Origin of the sequence: Methanosarcina sp. UBA289 (assembly GCA_002496565.1) — an archaeon.
GTDB lineage: Archaea > Halobacteriota > Methanosarcinia > Methanosarcinales > Methanosarcinaceae > Methanosarcina.
Genome location: DAKJ01000003.1, coordinates 63,618 through 81,936, shown reverse-complemented (window position 1 = coordinate 81,936; position 18,319 = coordinate 63,618). Strand labels below are relative to the sequence as shown.

14 protein-coding genes are annotated in these 18,319 nt (G+C 41.9%); 6 read left to right on the top strand and 8 right to left on the bottom strand.

Annotated features, from left to right (window positions below; genetic code table 11):
• Positions 1–628 precede the first annotated feature (628 nt).
• Both BP549_RS00525 and BP549_RS00520 read left to right on the top strand, forming a co-directional pair.
• Positions 629–937: a hypothetical protein gene (locus BP549_RS00525; protein ID WP_292377356.1), complete on the top strand. Its 309-nt coding sequence runs from the start codon at positions 629–631 to the stop codon at positions 935–937.
• A 726-nt stretch (positions 938–1,663) separates the two neighbouring features.
• Positions 1,664–5,974 carry a cobaltochelatase subunit CobN gene (locus tag BP549_RS00520; RefSeq protein WP_292377354.1) on the top strand — a complete coding sequence of 1,437 codons (4,311 nt, stop codon included), beginning with the start codon at positions 1,664–1,666 and terminating at the stop codon, positions 5,972–5,974.
• Between the two features lie 173 nt (positions 5,975–6,147).
• On the opposite strand, the gene tsaA is transcribed toward BP549_RS00520, so the two are convergent.
• Both tsaA and BP549_RS00510 read right to left on the bottom strand, forming a co-directional pair.
• The gene (gene tsaA / locus BP549_RS00515) at positions 6,148–6,582 is read right to left on the bottom strand and encodes a tRNA (N6-threonylcarbamoyladenosine(37)-N6)-methyltransferase TrmO (RefSeq protein ID WP_292377352.1); all 435 of its coding nucleotides are present in this window, start codon (positions 6,580–6,582) and stop codon (positions 6,148–6,150) included.
• Positions 6,575–7,168 (bottom strand): FmdE family protein, encoded by a 594-nt coding sequence (locus BP549_RS00510; RefSeq protein WP_292377351.1) that lies wholly within the window; start codon positions 7,166–7,168, stop codon positions 6,575–6,577. Before BP549_RS00510 ends, tsaA begins: the two co-directional genes overlap by 8 nt.
• Before the next feature lie 1,276 nt (positions 7,169–8,444).
• Between BP549_RS00510 and BP549_RS00505 the strand changes: the two genes are divergently transcribed.
• Positions 8,445–9,233, top strand: coding sequence for a helix-turn-helix transcriptional regulator (locus BP549_RS00505; protein ID WP_292373798.1), 789 nt, complete (start codon positions 8,445–8,447; stop codon positions 9,231–9,233).
• Positions 9,234–9,304: 71 nt separating this feature from the next.
• Positions 9,305–10,228, top strand: a complete 924-nt coding sequence (locus BP549_RS00500; protein WP_292377350.1) for a ribose 1,5-bisphosphate isomerase — start codon at positions 9,305–9,307, stop codon at positions 10,226–10,228.
• Positions 10,229–10,308: 80 nt separating this feature from the next.
• On the opposite strand, the gene BP549_RS00495 is transcribed toward BP549_RS00500, so the two are convergent.
• The 4 genes from BP549_RS00495 to pyrH all read right to left on the bottom strand — a co-directional run bounded on the left by BP549_RS00495 (position 10,309) and on the right by pyrH (position 14,468).
• Positions 10,309–11,073, bottom strand: coding sequence for an ABC transporter ATP-binding protein (locus BP549_RS00495; RefSeq protein ID WP_292377348.1), 765 nt, complete (start codon positions 11,071–11,073; stop codon positions 10,309–10,311).
• On the bottom strand, positions 11,066–12,181 hold the full coding sequence (locus BP549_RS00490) for an ABC transporter permease (RefSeq protein WP_292373791.1): 1,116 nt from the start codon (positions 12,179–12,181) through the stop codon (positions 11,066–11,068). The genes BP549_RS00495 and BP549_RS00490 overlap by 8 nt, the downstream gene beginning before the upstream one ends.
• Before the next feature lie 106 nt (positions 12,182–12,287).
• The gene (locus tag BP549_RS00485; protein WP_292377347.1) at positions 12,288–13,466 is read right to left on the bottom strand and encodes a hypothetical protein; all 1,179 of its coding nucleotides are present in this window, start codon (positions 13,464–13,466) and stop codon (positions 12,288–12,290) included.
• A gap of 300 nt (positions 13,467–13,766) precedes the next feature.
• Complete coding sequence (pyrH, locus tag BP549_RS00480) at positions 13,767–14,468, bottom strand: UMP kinase (protein ID WP_292377345.1); 702 nt, start codon at positions 14,466–14,468, stop codon at positions 13,767–13,769.
• A 189-nt stretch (positions 14,469–14,657) separates the two neighbouring features.
• On the opposite strand from pyrH, the gene larB reads away from it, so the two are divergent.
• Both larB and larC read left to right on the top strand, forming a co-directional pair.
• Positions 14,658–15,458: a nickel pincer cofactor biosynthesis protein LarB gene (gene larB / locus BP549_RS00475; RefSeq protein WP_292377343.1), complete on the top strand. Its 801-nt coding sequence runs from the start codon at positions 14,658–14,660 to the stop codon at positions 15,456–15,458.
• A 61-nt stretch (positions 15,459–15,519) separates the two neighbouring features.
• The gene (gene larC / locus BP549_RS00470) at positions 15,520–16,710 is read left to right on the top strand and encodes a nickel pincer cofactor biosynthesis protein LarC (RefSeq protein ID WP_292377342.1); all 1,191 of its coding nucleotides are present in this window, start codon (positions 15,520–15,522) and stop codon (positions 16,708–16,710) included.
• Positions 16,711–16,894: 184 nt separating this feature from the next.
• On the opposite strand, the gene asd is transcribed toward larC, so the two are convergent.
• Complete coding sequence (asd, locus tag BP549_RS00465; RefSeq protein ID WP_292377341.1) at positions 16,895–17,923, bottom strand: aspartate-semialdehyde dehydrogenase; 1,029 nt, start codon at positions 17,921–17,923, stop codon at positions 16,895–16,897.
• Positions 17,924–18,042: 119 nt separating this feature from the next.
• Positions 18,043–18,225 carry an indolepyruvate ferredoxin oxidoreductase subunit alpha gene (locus tag BP549_RS00460; RefSeq protein WP_292373780.1) on the bottom strand — a complete coding sequence of 61 codons (183 nt, stop codon included), beginning with the start codon at positions 18,223–18,225 and terminating at the stop codon, positions 18,043–18,045.
• Between the last annotated feature and the right edge of the window lie 94 nt (positions 18,226–18,319).

The following is an 18,319-nucleotide window of genomic DNA, read 5'->3' as shown; positions in this document are numbered from 1 at the left end:
GGATACTGTCAAACTAAGGTTATTATTGTTTTTTTTGAATTAACATACTTATATCGCTTTTAATTTCGTAAAGATGCTCTAAAATTCTCTTTTTGCCTTGAAAGCTAATAATTGTGAGCCAAAAACCTCTATTTATGTATTTTATCCCCTAATGCTCCAACGTTGAATATCTCAAAACAAAATCTTCTGCCCATTTTTTAAAATTTTCTGGGGCGAATTAAAGTCAGAACCGAAAGCTTCCACTCCTTCCTTTAAAATTTGAAATCTGTTTCTATGTAAGTTTCTAAATTCGCAAAGTTTTAACAAAAAATCAACCAGTGGGCCCAGCACCTGTTTATTTTTCTTTCAGGGTGCCCCAGGGTTCATAACACATTGTTCTGGAAATAAGATGCGTACGGCACAAAGTAGGTTACTGGTTTTACGTGCGTCGGTTCTTTTACTGCTAGCACGGAATGTATCGACTGTTGAAAACAGGGTAAATAACTATAATTTTTTTCTGTAAGGCTCCAGGATTTACGGTACAAGAGATCAATCCTCAGCAATTAAAGAAAAGTAATTTAGAAACATTTCCTCGTTGGATTAATACATACTTATAGATGGAAGTTAAGGTATCGAAATCGTCTTTTTGGTGCTTGAGATAATTGACCATAAAAAGACGACAAAAAGGGAAAAATTGAATGGTTATTTAGAGGCAAATCACTCCCGGGAGACTGCAGTTTTAAGGAGCTATAAAATGGCAAATTACTTCTTGAAGACTGCAGATTTAGAGAGATTTAAAATAGCAAATCACTCCCGGAATACTGCAGTTTTAGGGAGATTTAAAATGGCAAATTACTCCTGGAAAACTACAGATTTACGGAGATTTAAAATGGCACTTTCTAAGATAAATCAAGTTTACTTGATTTATCTGTATGTAAATTTACTTCTAAATATATAAATATTTCGTAGTCTTGGGGCTTTACTCATAAAAGAAGACTAATAACAACACAAGTTAAAGTGAAAAACTTTATTATATAAAAATATTATTATATACCAGTTAATAAAAATGTGATTAGAAATGGATACGCAATTTCATTTGTTGCAAAATTATTCAATATATCGAATTTTAATAATTTTTAAAGAATCTCGTTGGTTTGTGGACGAAAGAATAATGGCTCTTCGCTATTTCGAGTGGATGATTTATAGTAACGTTCTAAATTTGATCTAACACATATAATATTTGAAAAGATTCCCGTGGAAATCACATTCAAAATTGAGGATTATCTATTTTGTGTAGTTACGTCTCAACTGAAAAATTATCTTCAACTCCTACAAAACAGCGAGGAATCATAATATATTACGTAAAAACGCAATCTTTTCCATTTTTACCCAAGTAGCTAACAATTATAAGCCAAAAACCTTGTTTTATGTATTTTATTCCCCAATGCTCCTGATATTGAATCTATCATACAGAGTGGCTATTTATTAGTTTTTTGGAAGTTATGGATTTTAACCGCATGTTAGAATCAAGAGCACCCGAGTCCATTTTTGATATTTAATAGCTGTTTCTGTATCATTTCTAAGATTCACAGCCTTTGATAATAAAATCATTCTGTGGGCCAGGCGTTCTGGTGATTTTTCTCCCGGGGTGTCCAAAGGTTCATGATAAATATCTGGGGATAAAATGCGTACAGCACAATACAGGTTTTTGGTTTTATGTGCAGTAGTCCTTCTACTGCTAGCACAGAACGTATCGGCTGGTGAAAATCAGGTAAATATTACTATTATCTGTTATGACGGAAGCGCCCTTGCTGCGGCAGAGCAGTCCAATCCATACAATGCAAGTATAAATGTAACCTATATTTCTGGATATTCTGACTTTAGCAATGTCACCTTTGAAAACCAGGACGTGATATTTTCCTACATGCTCTGGTCGCAGTTCAAAGATATCGGAGACGACCTTGAGAGTGCTCATGAAAATGGGACTGCACTCATAGATATTACATCTATGATTGATCCGACATATATCAACACTTCCAGTTATGATAAAATTTTTGCCGGTACTAGCCCATATAATTCTACCGAAGAGAAATTCTTCTACAATATGGGTTCCAGAGGGGTCCTGAAGAAAAACGCTGAAAACTTCCTTATCTATCTCGCAAAAAATTACGGAGATAAACCTGAACTTACGAGCAGCTGGATTTACGAGGATCCAATTGAGTTTCCCGAAGCCGGGATTTACCATCCGGATGCCCGTTCTTCTACAAACGAATCTCAGCCTGAATGGTTTGAAAATACCACTGATTACCTTGAATGGTACTCTAATGCAACTGAGCCACGACATGCTTATGATAAGAGCAAACCCACTATAGGGATCTGGTTCCATGCTTCCGATTATACCGGTGACAACCTTGAAGTCATAGATGCTCTTATCCGTGATCTGGAAGGAAAGGGCTGCAACGTAATTGCAGGTTTTGATACTTTCAATGACATCCACAAGTTTTACTTTGACGAAAACGGAGAACCTCTTGTCCAGTGCGTGATTTCTCTTAAGAGTTTCCGCTTGAATTACGAAGATCCTGATAAAGGTGTACAGGAGCTTGAAGACCTTAACGTTCCTGTGCTTACAGGATTGGTCGTTACAAACCCTGCTAATTCTACCGACATAGCTGACGGTAATAGAGGTATCCCCAGTGAAGAGGTTGTATACAAGACTCTGCTCCCGAGCATTGATGGAATTTTTGAGTATATTGTGATTGGAATTGATAATTACGATTCCGAAACCGGTGAAAGCAACTATGAACCTCTCCCCTCCCAGATTGACTGGATGGCAAACAGGTCGATTAACTGGGCGAACCTGAAGTTAAAGAATAATGAGGAGAAGAAAGTAGCTGTCATTTACTACAATTATCCATCAGGAAAGGATAATATTGTAGCTAATTACCTCAACGTAACTCAGAGCATGCTTGACCTTCTCAATGCGATGAATGAAAGTGGCTATGAGGTCTCTGGAATTCCGGAAAACAGCAGTAAACTCCTGGAGATGCTTCAGGCTCAGGGTATCAATGTTGGCTCCTGGGCTCCGGGAGTCCTGAATGGAATGGTTGAAAATCGGACTGAATGGGGACTGCAGCTCATACCTATGGATACCTATAAAGAGTGGTTTGAGTCTGAAATTCCGGAAAATCTGAGAGCCAATGTAACAGCTGAATGGGGAGAACCCTGGTCCGAAGATTTGCCTCAAAATAAGAGTGTTATGATCTATAAGAATGAAACCGGAAAATATATTGTAATTCCTACGGTGCGTTTCGGGAATGTCTGGCTCATGCCTCAGCCTGCCAGGGGAACAGGACAAAATAATGATACCCTTTACCACAGCAACGTTGTACCTCCCACACATCAGTACATAGCTTTCTATCTCTGGCTAAACCACGAATTCAAGCCTGACGCACTTATTCATATGGGTACTCACGGTACGCACGAGTGGCTTCCGGGTTCTACTTACGGTATGAACCGGACTTCAGACTGGTCTCCTCTCCTGTTGCAGGATATTCCAAACATCTATCCCTATATCGTTGCCAATATAGGAGAAGGAATAACTGCGGAGTACAGAGGTAATGCTCTGATTATTGACCATCTGACTCCAACCCTTGAGCGCAGTGGGCTTTATGGAGATTTGCTAAACATTTCGGTTGATGTGGAGGAGTATTATGACCCTGGGATTTCTTCTCAGACAAGGAAAGGATACCAGAAGGCCATAGTAAATGAGATAATAGCACTCAACCTGAGTGTTGATCTGGGAATAGATAACGTAACCGCTCTTCAAGATTACAATGAAACAGAGTTTGGGAATTTCGTTAAAAACGCTCTTCATGAATATCTAGAAGACGTAGGAAATGAAAATATCCCATACGGTATGCATATTCTTAGCCATGTTCCTACGACGAATATGACAGATCCTGAAAGTGATGAACTTACCGGAATGGTAAGGTCTATGCTTGGAGGAAGCTTTGAGGATAATATCACTGCTGCCTTCTACCCTGAGTCTGTTTATCCTCTCGGAATTCCGTTGAACGATACAAGAGTTACCAGACTTGTCTGGGAGGTCGTAACCAATAATACGAGCGTTTCTAAGGCACAGACTGCGGTTTATGGAAAAACTAACAGTACAGTTACACTTGATCTTGAACAGGGGTTGGAATACAAGGAGAGGCTTCTTGACTGCGATGTGGAGATTGACAGAATTCTTTCAGCCCTAAACGGAGGCTTTATCCTACCAGGCTCAGGGCTGGATCCCATTATGAATCCGGATGCAGTACCTACAGGGCGCAACTATTACAGTATAAATTCAAAGCTCTATCCTTCAAAGGCAACATGGGAAGTAGGAAAATCTCTTGCAATCCAGATGCTTGAGGACTATTACAATGAACACGGGGAATATCCTAAAAAAATTTCATTCTCAAGGTTTGGGGTGGAGTTTATTGCAGACCGTGGGACTCTGGAAGCCGAAGTGCTTTACCTACTTGGAGTACAGCCTGTCTGGGATGAGTATGGGTATGTGACCGGAGTTGAGGCTATACCTGAAGAGGAACTATTGCCAAACTATGATACTTCAAAATCTGGGAGGCCACGTATTGATATCGTCTACTCAACCGCAGGAATAAGAGATGCTTTCCCGGATAAGATCAAAATGGTAGACAGCGCTGTGAAACTTGCAAGTTCTCTTCCTGGCGTGAACTATCCCAACTACGTTAACCAAAGCTCCCTTACACTCTATGATTCCCTGCTTGCTGAAGGGTATGACAACGAGACTGCAACAAAACTCTCCACAATGCGCTGCTTTGCGGTAATGGACGGTACTTATGATATAGGTGTTTCAGACGCAGTCAGTGCAAGCGGAACATGGGAAAATGAAGAAGCTATTGCAAATGTATACCTGGACAAAATGGGATATGCTTATGGAGAAGATTTCTGGGGCATACAGTCCAGATCACTCCTTGAAGGCAACTTGAAAAGCGTTGAAGCGTCAGTGCATTCTTCCTCTTCAAACCTTTACGATTCTCTTGATAATGATGACTTTTTCCAGTACTTTGGTGGCATGAATTTAGCTACAAGGTACGTAAAAGGTGACGGAACTACTCCAGAAATGTATGTTTCGGATACCAGTAACCCTGACGAGGCTCAAATGATTGGGATGCAGGAATACCTTAGCAGGGACCTGAGATCCAGATATTTTAATGACAAGTGGATCGAAGGAATGCAGAACTCCGGATACTCAGGCGGCAGCATGATGTCCGATTTTGTGAACAACCTTTTCGGCTGGGAGGTAAGTGATCCTGACCTTGTGGACGATACTGTCTGGCAAGAGGTGTATGAAACATATGTAAATGATCCTTCTATGAAAGAATGGTTCAAGCAGAATAACCCTAATGCTTACCAATCTGTAACAGCGAGAATGCTTGAAGCGGTCAGGCATGATTACTGGACACCCTCAGAGGATGTTATCGAAAGCCTTGCAAAGGAATATGAGAAGTCTGTGGCCGAGAATGGGGCTTCGTGTTGTCACCATACATGTGGAAATCCCCTGCTTCATGAGTTCGTAAGTGGAACGGTATCTGTTCCGGGCTACTCCGAGCAAATAGAAGCTGCAACTAAGACCAAAACTCTAGAGACCACAGAAAAGACTCAGAGCAGTAGTAGTAATAGTCATCATAATCATAATATTGGAAATGCTACCGTAGTATCAAAAACCAGCTCATCCAGCAACCAGACATCTCAGGATTCAAATGGAGGATATGGTACAGATACTTCCGAACCTGATCCTGGAACTCAGAAATCCTCAGATACTGATTATGTTGAGGGGTATGAAATGCAGAGAGATTCTACCGAAGAACCTGATAATAGTGGATTTTCATTTTCGGGCTCTGATATTTTCGGGATTCTCTTTGTGGTGATAGCCGCCGGTGGAATTTATCTAGGCATGAGGAAAAAATAACCCAAAAGATGTAACCAAATAACCGAAAAATTTAATCAAATAACCAGAAAATGTAACCAAATAAAAAAGTAAATAATATTTGAAAGATTAAACCCTTTTTCTTTTTTTCTTAAAAAGGGACTTTTTTATTTTTTGATTTTTGATATTGATTTCTGCACTAGTTTTATTCTTTTTCAGTCTGTTGTTTCTTCATCCTTTTCTTCAGTCTCTTTTATGTAAGGCTTAATATCCAGTACGGGTGTCCCATTGATCGCATCAAGCCCCTTTACATGGAGCACATTGCCTTCCACTTTCAAAAGCTCTACAATAGTAAGCCCTATTCCATTAGGGCGGAATGGGCTTCGGCTGGCAAAGACTCCTGAATCCTTCCCGTCATAACGTCGGCGGCTGACAAGTTTATATCCTTCCGATCGGCTAAAGTAAAATAGGATGTACAGTTTTTCAAAGTCCTCGATTCTATAAAGCCCGTCTGTAAATTCTTTTTTGAGGACTATCTTTGAGACTTTATTGTATACCTCTTCATTGTATACCGGCTCAAGGTAGTCGTTTTCAACGTAACCTACAGGAATCATTTCAATTTTTTCGGAAACCTCAGAAATTTCATTCATTTTTTGCCTCAAAACATGGAATGCAAACGACTTGTCCATTTTTCATCCTGCCGAGAGGTTCCATAAACCCTTCGCCGCACTTGCTGCAGATCAGGGTGGGATAAACTATGGCTTTTTCCGGCGGCTCGGCTTCAACTTCTCTGACCCAGAAAAGCTCTTCTTCGGGCATTTCCAGAACTCTCTGGCTTTTTGCCTCGTGCGAGGCCCGAAACTCTTCTGCCTCTTCAGGGTTTGCAGTGCCTGCCCTCAATTTCGCGAAGAGGGCGGTATGCTTTTCATCCACAGGGAGAGCATCGGGTTTCAGGGAAATCCTCAGGGCTTTATTATCACCTCTTTTGAAATATGTGTAAACGTGTTTCCCATGATCCTTGAAAATAAGGTTTCCTTTCCCACAGGTGCACCCGTTTATTGCCTGAATAGCATCCACGGCACATGATCGGTTTTCTACGATTGCGACCAGCTCTTCATCTTTGCTGCGGTCTTTGAAGTGGGTGGCGGCAAGTGATGCTACCCTATAGCCAATGGAAAGTCCGGGGCAGACATGTCCATGAAACTGTACTGCAGTATCGAAATTCAAGTTTTTCACTCCTAGTTTTTTAATTCTTATTTCTAATTTTTCCGTCAGATTTTCATGTTAGAAATGAGTACATTTGATGATTAATTTCCATATTTCCTGACTATTATTTATAGATTTTTTATTCGATTTATGTTACAAAAAAAATATCTCGTAATAAATAGGCTTGCTTTCTAGATTTGAAGAATTGAAATGCTCCTTTTACTTTCTCATCTTTTTAAACCTGCCTTCTTGAATCGCAAAAGGATCTAACTTGGGTTTAAAAATTTACATTTGCTAAAAGCTGATGGAAAAGTGCAGATCGGGTTTGAGGTTATTTAGTGAAGAGATTTATGAACTGATTCCGTTCACTTTATATACTATTAATTTCGAGTATTCCACTTTATCCTGATATTATTTTGATAAAGATGATCTAAAATTAAAACACTACTCTATGTAAAGTACTTCAAAAAACACTACTCTATGTAAAGTACTTCAAAAACGATTTATAATTGGGAGCCTTGTTTGCCACCTCTGATTGGCTCCCAATCGCGTGATTCAACCCCTACGATTAAGAGAAAAACCCCTTAACTCTTAATCGTTGACTTTCTCTTTATGTTATAGAGGTATATAACCTATACGACTTTGAAATTTTTGCTACATTAAATTATTTAGCCGCTTCAAAATTGGATCTTTTTGACTAAATATCCCCTTGAACTTCTATACTTATTTTTATGTTTAGCTTCAACAAAAACCGTTAAAACGACTTTAAATGCAAAAAAACATTTTTAATTGATTATTCTATTAATAAATTATATTTACTGACTATAAATAGTACTCCAGCATTAGATGAATACGATATTCGCTGGTAATTACTAATTAATAATTTATATATTCCTAAAATTAACACTCAATCTAATATTTCTCTACTTATTGCATAAAACTATAAATAATAGTTATGTATTGAAAATTAATTAATGGTTTTGTACTTGATTATAGGAATATAAACTTGTTTAACCAGGTTTAGTGAATAATTAGTACATTAAATTCATTTTAAAGATCCTTACACGAATCGTTTTTCAAAATGGGCTTTATTTTTTGAAGAATTCTCTAAAGAAAGATTCTTCAGAAAAGTTGTAAATCTCGCTTTTATAAATTTAAACTCTTTAAGTAATTTATAATTTTGCGATGATTAACTAATTATTTTCAGTATCTATCAGGTTTATGTTAACAGTTAAGGATTTTCAGAATAAATATCGTTGCTAAATGGGGAAGATATTTATCAAGTATCTGCGTATATAGCAAAAACATGAACAGCCCGCTTCTCGAATTGATTTTCCTCTCCGAAAAAAGGAAAGATCTTCTTTTATTTTTGAAGGATGGGCCAAAATCAATATCGGAAATTAAAGAAAGCTTGGATGTAGGTCTAGTGGCAATTCTCCCTCAACTAAAAAAGCTGAGGGACAACTCCTTGATTTTTAAGAGAGGTGACATTTACAGCCTGTCTCCTCTTGGGATAGCGGTAGCTGGCAGAATGAAGCCAATGACGGATATCTTAACTGCTTTCGGAAGCAAATACGAATACTGGGCAAACCACGCAGTTGAGGTCATACCCTATCCTTTGCGAGAAAGGATTGGAGAGTTGTCTAGCTGCAAGTTTTCCGCCCCTCCTGACAGGACATGCCTCTTTGAACCTCATAAGGAATTTGTGGAATACCTTATGAAATCAAAAAAAATAAGCGGTATTGCATCGGTTTTCCATCCTCTTTATCCATCTCTTTTCCTTACTTTTGCAAAAAAAGGAGCGGATGTTTCTCTTCTTGTAACTCGCCCGATTTATGAAAGAATAAAAGAAGAGTACAGAGCCGACATAAGTGAGTTTATTACATTCGAAAATGCCAGTTTTTACGTTTACGACAAAAAAATAGAACTCGCCTATGCTGTTACCGACATATTCCTTTCCCTTACTCTTCCTTTTTCGGACGGCACTTACGACCATAAAGAAGATGTCCTGTGTTTCGACTCGGTTGCCCTTCAGTGGGGAGAAGACCTTTTTGCTTACTATAGGAACCTCTCTGAAAAAATAACTGAGATCTGAATTTCTTCGAGGGCAACCCCCGGAACAGCGGGAAGATAATTATAAATTGCACCCCCACTATCACTTATACTATGCAAAAAGTTCAGGAAACCGCAGAAAAAATCCGGACAATGGAGATCCGGGGCGCAGGCAGGATTGCAAAAGCTGCTGCTGAAGCTATCAGGGACTATGCCGCAGGGCTGGACGTAGCTTCAATGGAAGAATTCAGTGCCAGAATAAAAGAAGTCTCGAATTATCTCATCAGTACTCGCCCGACTGCCGTCTCCCTCCCAAATGCCGTAAAACTCTCTTCAAAGTATTCTTCGGCAAATGTGGAGGAGGCAAGGCAGGAAATCATTAAAAACGCCAACCTCTTTATTGAGAGAGCCGACAGGGCCCTTGAAAAAATCGGAAAAATCGGGTCAAGAAGAATCCGGGACGGGGACGTTATTATAACCCACTGCAATTCCCATGCTGCTCTTTCGATCATCACCACAGCCTTTGAAGCCGGAAAGGACATCTCGGTAATCGCTACCGAAAGCCGCCCCAGGCGCCAGGGCTTATTGACGATCCGCCATCTTAATGGTTTTGGGATCCCTACAACCCTTATCGTGGATTCTGCGGTGCGCTATTACATGAAAGATGTGGATAAGGTTATCGTAGGTGCCGACGCTATTGCAGCTAATGGTGCTCTTGTAAATAAGATCGGAACCTCCCAGCTTGCGCTTGCAGCTCATGAGGCCAGAAAAAGTTTTATGGTAGCTGCCGAGACCTTCAAGTTTAGCCCAAGCACGATTGTCGGAAACCCTATAGAAATTGAAGAAAGGGCTTCAGATGAAATCGTAGATCCTGCGCTTATTTCCGATCTCGCTCACGTGCAGGTAAGAAATCCGGCTTTTGACTTCACCCCTGCCGAATACATAGATATGATCGTAACAGATATCGGAATTATCCCTCCTGCAATGGCTTATACCGTTATAAAAGAGCATCTGGGCTGGGAGCTTGGAGAAATTTGAGCAGCTTGAATTATTTTTTAATTTTTAGCCAGTTTTGATTTACTTTTTCCTTGATTTTTTCATCCTCTCTTCAGCCGATTTTAATTATCTTTTATTACCCCATCAGTAATTCTGAGCACCCTCGAACACTCCTTTGCAACCTCAGGGTCATGCGTCACAACAAGAATTGTCTGCCCTTTTTCGCTCAACTCTTTAAAGACCCGCACAATCGAATCCCTTGTTTTGCTGTCCACCTCCCCAGTGGGTTCGTCAGCCAGGATAACCGCCGGCTTATTCGCAAGTGCCCTGGCAATAGAGACTCTTTGCTGTTCCCCTCCAGATAATTCTGAAGGCTTATGGGAGAGCCGGTCCCCAAGGCCAAGTTCTTCGAGCAGCTTTCTTGCCCTTTCTTCCCTTTCTTTTTTGGGCACTCTGGAAAAGCGCATGGAAAGCTCAACATTTTCAAGCGCAGAAAGGGTCGGGATAAGGTTATAGTGCTGAAAAATAAAGCCGATTTTTTCTCTTCTCACGCGAGGAAGTAGTTTTTCAGGTACCGATGTAAGGTCTATTCCATCAAGGATAACTTTTCCATCCGTGGCCTTTTCAAGTGTTCCGATCAGGGCAAGAAGAGTTGATTTTCCGGAACCTGAAGGCCCCATTATCGCAAGAAGTTCTCCTTTTCTTACGGTTATGCAGGCACAGCGAAGGGCATGGACAAGGATTTTACCTTGGGAATAAGTTTTGGAAAGGTTTTCAACCTGCATTATGATTTTTTGTTCTTTGTTTCCTAAATTGCTTTTATTCAATTCTTTTTCCAGCTTTTCCGCAGTTTCAAGCCCGTTTTCTTCAATTCTGATTTCAGGCATGCTTCAAAGCCTCCATCGGGCTCATTTTTGAGGCTCTATACGCAGGATAAAGCCCTGAAAGCGCACCTATCAATAAGGCGAAGAGCATAGCAATTACAAGAAGTCTGGGCGTTATCAGGAAAAGCACTATCCTTGTATTTGCAAGCCAGGCATTCATAATATAAACAGCCACGGAACCTACAAGAATTCCAAGGATCCCGCCAAGAAAACCCATACATGAGGCTTCCCCTAACGTAAGAAGTAAAATATCCCGGGTTTCGGCCCCGATGGCTTTCAAAATCCCGAATTCTCTTGTCCTCTCTGTAACGGACATTAACATAGTATTCATCACGCAAAGCCCGCCTATGATTGCTGCAAGGATCCCTGAGCTGATAGTTATCACGCTGAAAATCATAAAGGACTGCCTTGCCTGCACCTCAAGCTCGTCGGGAGAAAGGGTGCTTGTACCTTTAACGCTCAATTCTATGCGCTTGGAGAGCACTTCTGCATCCACCCGCTCATCAGGAACTGCAAAGATATAGGAAACCGAATTGCCTACATCGTAGAGATCCTGCGCAGTTTCAAGAGGTATGATTACCGCATTGTCAAAAATCGAGCCCGTGTAGTCCAGAATTCCTACAACGGTAAAGTATTTGTCATGAATCTCAAACTTGCTCCCTATCTCAAGTTGATATTCCCTTTTAATGTTGCTTCCAACAACAACATTATAAGAATCACCTGGATTGAGGAAACGGCCTGCTTTCAGCTCCACGGGATAGAGGGCAACGCTGGATTTTTCCGGGGGCACACCAAGGATCTGTTTCCCGGTCATTCCCATTTTGTCCTCATCAAAAGTAGTCATTAAAAGCCCATACGCATCTTTTACCCCTGCCACCCGAAGTACATCGCTCACCTTTTCGTCCGTGAGTCCTCCTCCAAAGACTCCACTTTCGGCAAAGACCCGGATTTTATCACTGGTCACACTCATGGAGCGCTCAAAGGTCTGGTGGAAATTCTCGGACATGGCACCCATAACTATAACTGCAAAGATTCCAAGGGCAATCCCGCAGACTGTTAGTGCACTCCTGACTTTCCTGTTCATTATATTTCGGATGATGAGGTCAAACATAATGATCCTGCATTCGAATTTTATACGGATTTAGCTGTCAAATCAAGAAAGCTTTAAAGGTTCTCAAGACTGTCAAAGCTTTTAGGGCTTCAAGGTTTTCAGGAATTTATTTTCCCTTCCTTACAAACAAGATTCCCGCACAGAGCAAAATTCCCAAAACTGTTAAAAAGATAGAGGCTGGGGATTTTTCTACAGGGCTTGCTTCGACCACGGGCTCAAAGATCCTGAGAACAGTTTCATGTCTGTCAAGAGCTTCCCCTTCGGAATTCAGCACATAAATCTTTACGTTATAATCTCCCTTCGGGACTCCTTGCCATATTATTCCTACCGTATCTTCTTTTCCCGAAGTCAGGATGTCTGTGGTCTCTTCAAAAATCTTTCCTTTTCCATTTTCAGGTGTCAGCACAACCCTTACAAGCCCGTCAAAAGGCACCTGGGATTTTCCGACAATAGTAACACTGGCTCCATATTCATCCACGTCAATATCCCGATCAATAATTTCCACCTTTTCTTCGGCCTTGAAATTCGATATATAGGCTGCGGTGACATCAGGAGAATGGGAATGAACCTCCAAAAGGGCAGTATAGTTTTTATCGTTCTCAAGCAGGAAAGGCCAGTAACTTGCATTATAATAGGTGTTTGTAATAGGGATATTCTTCTGCTTTTCAGAATACACAATTTCCGTGCCCGAGAGAAGCTTAAGGTCAAGGTCGATCATGCCGGGCTCAGGCAGCTGTATACTCCCAAAATTCGTAGGACTTGTGAGACTCATCAAAACCGATGCTTTCTCAGAATCTGCGGAAAAGTCCACAAGTTTAAGCTTTGAAAGAATAGGATTTCGGTCGGAAAATGAAAGTTCTCTAAAAGCAAGGTTTTCATTCCCGTTTTTCACAAAAACCTGCACTGTATAAGATTCCCTATCTTTTCCGAAATCTTCCTCAATTCCCCAGAACAGGACTTTTGTGACTTCCTGTCCTTTCTCCACAGACCCAAGAGGAAAGGTTTCCGATTTCAGCAGTTTCTCCTCCGAATTCAAAGTAAAAACAAGAGAGGCGTTTTCAAGAGGCTGTTCAAACCGGACTGTAGCATCCACGAGCTCGTGGTCCGAGAAAAAGTCCATGATAACGGCATCTTCCTGCCTTTCCTCTTCAACGGCTGTCCCTTCTACTGCTGCAAAAGCAGGACTGATCTCAGCGCAGAATATGGTCAGGAATAGAAGCATGGAAAAAAGCCGAAAAATAAATCCTTTATGTTTAAAAGAACTCTTTTTTTCAGGCAGGTTCAAGCCCGGCTCCTCCTTCTTTTCAGAAACTTCTGGACAGAGACTTCAGGAAACCGGCTTTGTAGGAGTTCTAAACTCTAAACTGGCATTCCGTCTGTTTTCTGTTATTGGGATATATGTCGGAACCTCTATGTTTAAGTTTTCATCTTCTGTAAAAATGAAGATTTTAAACCAAGCCTTTTCAAAAAAGGCTTGAGAGAAAACGCTATTGTCTGCATGATTAACCGGTGCAGTGGTTGAGCCTCAACCGTTGTGCTTGAACGAAAAACCGTATGAGATTTGGGTCTTAAACTGGTCTGTTATTTATATCTTTGTCGTAATCCAGGTTCCGCAGGATATTGGAGATTTTTTGGCTGCTTCTCCATTGAGTACTTCTCCAAGTACGGCAGGGTCCCGGGCATCCATGACAAGAGCATCGAGTTTGCAGCGTTCGATAATTTTTGCGGCTACAGGGTCAACAGGGGATTTGGAGCCTGCTTTCATCTCGATTGCCATGACTATGTTTATGAGCTTCTCAGGAGAGATTTTGTCGTACTTTACTGCCGAAGGATCACAGTTAGGGTCTGCGGAATAAACTCCGTCAATCGAGGTTGCAATTGCCAGCAGGTCTGCTCGCAGAAACTCCGCAAGAATTGCAGCAACAGCATCCGTGGTCTGACCGGGGATAACTCCTCCCATGACAACTACCTTTCCAGGACGCATGGCCTTTGCAGCCTCCAGATAATTTGTCGGGATTCCCGGACAAGCATCGGGCCCGAGGGCTGCTGCAAGCAGGCGTGCGTTCAGGCGAGTGATTTCAATGCCTATATAGTCGCAGGTTACTTCATCAGCGCCAACTGCCCTTGCAGTATCGATGTAATTCCGTGCTGCTTCTCCTCCGCCGGCTACCACAAGCAGAGTATGTTTTTTCGAGAGCTCCCGGAGAACGTCCGCATATTTTAAAAAACGATTCGGGTCAAGGTTTTTTGCGAGAATTGAACCGCCTAATGAAAGTACTATGAGCATGATGATCTCTACACATTAACAATTCGGATTTTTAAATGTATCGCTGAACACTTTTTGTTTAAGTAACCAAAAATCCCATATAACGAGAAACCCTAAAGACCCCCAAACCAATAAATTCTTGCTTGACCACTTATTGTTTAAGCTCATGATTATTTAAGGCAGATAACTCTTTTCAGTGCAGGGTGGTACATGGATCTTACTGACATACTTAGAGCTGTTAAAGACGGAAAAATGGATCTTGAGAGTGCAGAGCAGCAGGCTCGAGGCCTAGGCTTTGTCTCCTATATGGACATAGCAAAACTTGATTCCCACAGGAAAAGCAGAACAGGAGTAATCGAGGCTATTCTTGCCGACTGTAAAGCTCCTGATGATGTGGTAGAGATTGCAAGGGTCATGGTTGCTGAGAGCAAAAGAGCCCTTATCACGCGGGTTTCACTAGGGCATCTTGAAGCCTTAAAGCAGGCCTTTGGCGAGGATAAACTTGAGTGGAATGGCAGGGCACGTACTGTTGTTATCCATGACGGCACGCCTGCCCCAAGAACCGGCGGGATAGTAGGAATCGTTTCGGCAGGTACAGCCGATATCCCGGCTGCAGAAGAAGCTAAGGTTGTAGCTTCAGAAATGGGCTGTGAGACAGTTGCAGTTTATGATGTGGGGGTTGCAGGAATCCACAGGCTTATTCCTGCAATGGATAAATTAAAAGCCATGAGGCCCGGAGCAATCGTGGTTGCAGCCGGAAGGGAAGGAACGCTTCCCACAATAGTCTCGGGATTAGTTGACGTGCCTGTAATCGGGCTTCCAGTTTCGACAGGTTATGGAGCAGGCGGAGGAGGAAAAGCTGCCCTGCTGGCAATGCTCCAATCCTGTTCCACACTTGCAGTTGTGAATATAGATGCAGGCTTTGTTGCGGGAGCATATGCGGCTAGGATCGCAAATATGATTGCGGCAGCCTACGCACATGGCAAGGAAGAAGGGACAGGCCAGAAATGAGAGTAACAGGGTAATAAAAAGGGAATAAAAAGGAAAAAATTGAAATGCAGGAAGAAATCTTATGAAAGCACTTGTATTCAACCCTTTTTCCGGGGCAGCAGGAGATATGATCCTTGGGTGCACTCTCGATCTCGGGGCTGACCGTAAAACGGTTAAAGAACTGATGGAAGCTTCTGTCGATGTATCCGTGGATATAAGAGAAGTTATGAAAAAGGGAATAAAAGCCCTGGATGTCAGGATAAACGTACCTGATAAAGAGCCAGTCCGTACATATCCGGAACTTATAGATGTGGTAAAGGCTGCAAAGCTGCCCGCGCGTGTGGAAGCAAGTGCCCTTGATATCTTTTCGAAGCTGGCCGATGCCGAAGCTTCAGTTCACGGGCAGCCTGACCTTGAGAAGCTTCATTTCCATGAGGTTGGACAGAGTGATGCTCTTGCCGATATAATCGGCTCTTCAGCAGCTATCCATTCCCTTAATTGCGATGCTGTTTACTGTACTCCTATAAATGTGGGAAGTGGAACAATAGAATGCGAACATGGAGTTTTGCCTGTGCCAGCGCCTGCAACTCTTGAACTTCTTAGGAGAGGAAAATTCTATTTTAGGGGAGGAATTGAGCAAAAGGAGCTTCTAACTCCGACAGGAGCTGCAATTCTTGCTCATTTTGCAAGACCCATGGAAACTTTTCCTCAGGGCAGGGTAATTTCAATAGGCTACGGAGCAGGGGATTCCGAGCTTGCCGGGCCTAACGTTCTTCAGGGAATATTATCCGAACTTGATTCCTGCCTGATTCCGGATATAATTGAGATTCTAGAAACGAATGCGGATGATGTAAGCGGGGAAGTCTTGGGTAACCTGTTTGAGGAATTACTTGCTATGGGAGCAAGGGATGTTGCAATTCTCCCGGCAACAATGAAAAAAGGCCGTCCTGCCCATATTATCAAGGTCATTGCAAAGCCTGAAGACACTGCAAAGCTCGCTCGAAAAATCATTATTGAAACAGGATCCCTTGGAGTAAGAGTTATACCTACCCGACACAGGTTGATGGCTGCCAGGCGGATAGAATCAGTTAAGTTTGAGGTAGAAGGGCAAGTGTATGAAGCTGCGGTCAAGATCGCTAGGGACTCTGAGGGCATACTACTCAATATTTCTGCTGAGTTTGAGGACTGCAAGAATATCGCAAAAATGAGTGGCGTCCCTGTAAAAGAGGTTATGAGAAAAGCAGAGGAGGCTGCAAGAAAGCTTTTCTCATGAGATTCTCAAAAGAAGAGAAAAGTAAAACTTAAAAGTAATAGTGGAAAGTAAAACTGAATGGTAAAAATAAGTAGTGAAACTGAATGGTAAAAATAAGTAGTGAGACTGAATAGTAAAAAACTGGAAAGTAAAAGCCTGAATCTCTGAGGCTTTTACTTTTATTTCTCTATCTTTTTTGCTAAAATCAGAGTTTACCCATAGAATGCAGGAGTTCCGCATTCAGCACACTTGCTCCCGCTGCTCCGCGAATGGTGTTATGTCCCATTGCGATGTACCGGATTCCTTCTCTTATGCGGCCTACTGAGACGCTCATGCCTTTTCCCATATTGCGGTCAAGACGTGGCTGAGGCCTGTCGACTTCGTCTCTTACTATTAAAGGCCTTTCAGGCTCAGAAGGAAGTTCTTTAAGTCTGGGGTCAAAGTTCAGGAAAGCTTTCCTTACTTCTTCAGGCGTCGGTTTATCCCTCATTCCAGCCCAGATGGCTTCGGTATGCCCATCTATAACAGGGACTCTGTGGCAGGAAGCACTGACTCTCATATCTGCAGGCACGATTTCAGAGCCGTTGAACTCTCCGAGAAGCTTTAAAGTTTCAGTTTCTATTTTCTTTTCTTCGCTTCCTATGTACGGAATTATATTATCATAAATTGCCATTGCGGCAACTCCGGAAAAACCTGCCCCTGAAATCGCCTGCATTGTGGCTACCTGTATGGTTTCGAGCCCAAACTGCATAAGAGGCTTTAAGGTAACGGTCATGACAATTGTGGAACAATTGGGATTTGTAATAATATACCCATCCCATCCCCTAGAATCCTGCTGGACTTCGAGAAGGCCAAGATGTTCTGGGTTTACCTCGGGAATCACGAGAGGAATATCCTTTTCCATCCTGTAAGACGAGGCATTGCTTGCCACTGCAAACCCGGCTTTTGCAAATTCGGGTTCTACGGTCTGGGCAAGGTCTGCGGGAAGTGCTGAGAAAACCACATCTGCATCTACGGCTTTCGGATCTACCGGGACGACTTTGATATCTTCAACGCTTTCCGGCATAGCTGTGTCTAACCTCCAGCCTGCAGCTTCTTTATATGTTTTGCCGGCGCTTCTCTCGGATGCTGCAAGGGCTGTAATCTCAAACCAGGGGTGGTTTGCAAGTGCTTCTACAAATCTCTGCCCGACAGCGCCTGTGGCGCCTAAAATACCCGCTTTAATTGATACCATCTAAAAAGCTACCTCCGGAAAGATAGAAATGATTAGTAATAGTGATTGATTATTAATAGTGATTAATAAAAAGGAAAAAGAAAATTGGAATAAATAGATTATTCCAACTGATTACCGTTTTACTCTTCTACTTTAATTGCCTGGTTCGGGCATGCCTCTTCACATGCACCACATTCTACGCATTCGTCATTGTCGACTACTGCGATTCCCTTTTCTTCATCAAGAGCAATTGCATCATTGGGGCATTCATCGACACAGGTTCCACATCCGGAACATTCATCTGCATTAACTGTTGCTGGCATATTTATTCACACTCCTTTTGATTGCTCGATATATACCTGGAAATTAAATAGGGCGTTTTTGAAACTTCCATAGGATATCGAAAAGTTTGGTCAT

Bases quoted from the DNA above. Each gene is read 5' to 3' on its own strand.
- BP549_RS00490 (WP_292373791.1), bottom strand. From the start codon at position 12,181: ATGTTTGACCTCATCATCCGAAATATAATGAACAGGAAAGTCAGGAGT.
- BP549_RS00520 (WP_292377354.1), top strand. From the start codon at position 1,664: ATGCGTACAGCACAATACAGGTTTTTGGTTTTATGTGCAGTAGTCCTT.
- larC (WP_292377342.1), top strand. From the start codon at position 15,520: ATGAAAGCACTTGTATTCAACCCTTTTTCCGGGGCAGCAGGAGATATG.
- pyrH (WP_292377345.1), bottom strand. From the start codon at position 14,468: ATGCTCATAGTACTTTCATTAGGCGGTTCAATTCTCGCAAAAAACCTT.
- larB (WP_292377343.1), top strand. From the start codon at position 14,658: ATGGATCTTACTGACATACTTAGAGCTGTTAAAGACGGAAAAATGGAT.
- BP549_RS00460 (WP_292373780.1), bottom strand. From the start codon at position 18,225: ATGCCAGCAACAGTTAATGCAGATGAATGTTCCGGATGTGGAACCTGT.
- BP549_RS00495 (WP_292377348.1), bottom strand. From the start codon at position 11,073: ATGCCTGAAATCAGAATTGAAGAAAACGGGCTTGAAACTGCGGAAAAG.
- asd (WP_292377341.1), bottom strand. From the start codon at position 17,923: ATGGTATCAATTAAAGCGGGTATTTTAGGCGCCACAGGCGCTGTCGGG.
- BP549_RS00505 (WP_292373798.1), top strand. From the start codon at position 8,445: ATGAACAGCCCGCTTCTCGAATTGATTTTCCTCTCCGAAAAAAGGAAA.
- BP549_RS00500 (WP_292377350.1), top strand. From the start codon at position 9,305: ATGCAAAAAGTTCAGGAAACCGCAGAAAAAATCCGGACAATGGAGATC.
- tsaA (WP_292377352.1), bottom strand. From the start codon at position 6,582: ATGAATGAAATTTCTGAGGTTTCCGAAAAAATTGAAATGATTCCTGTA.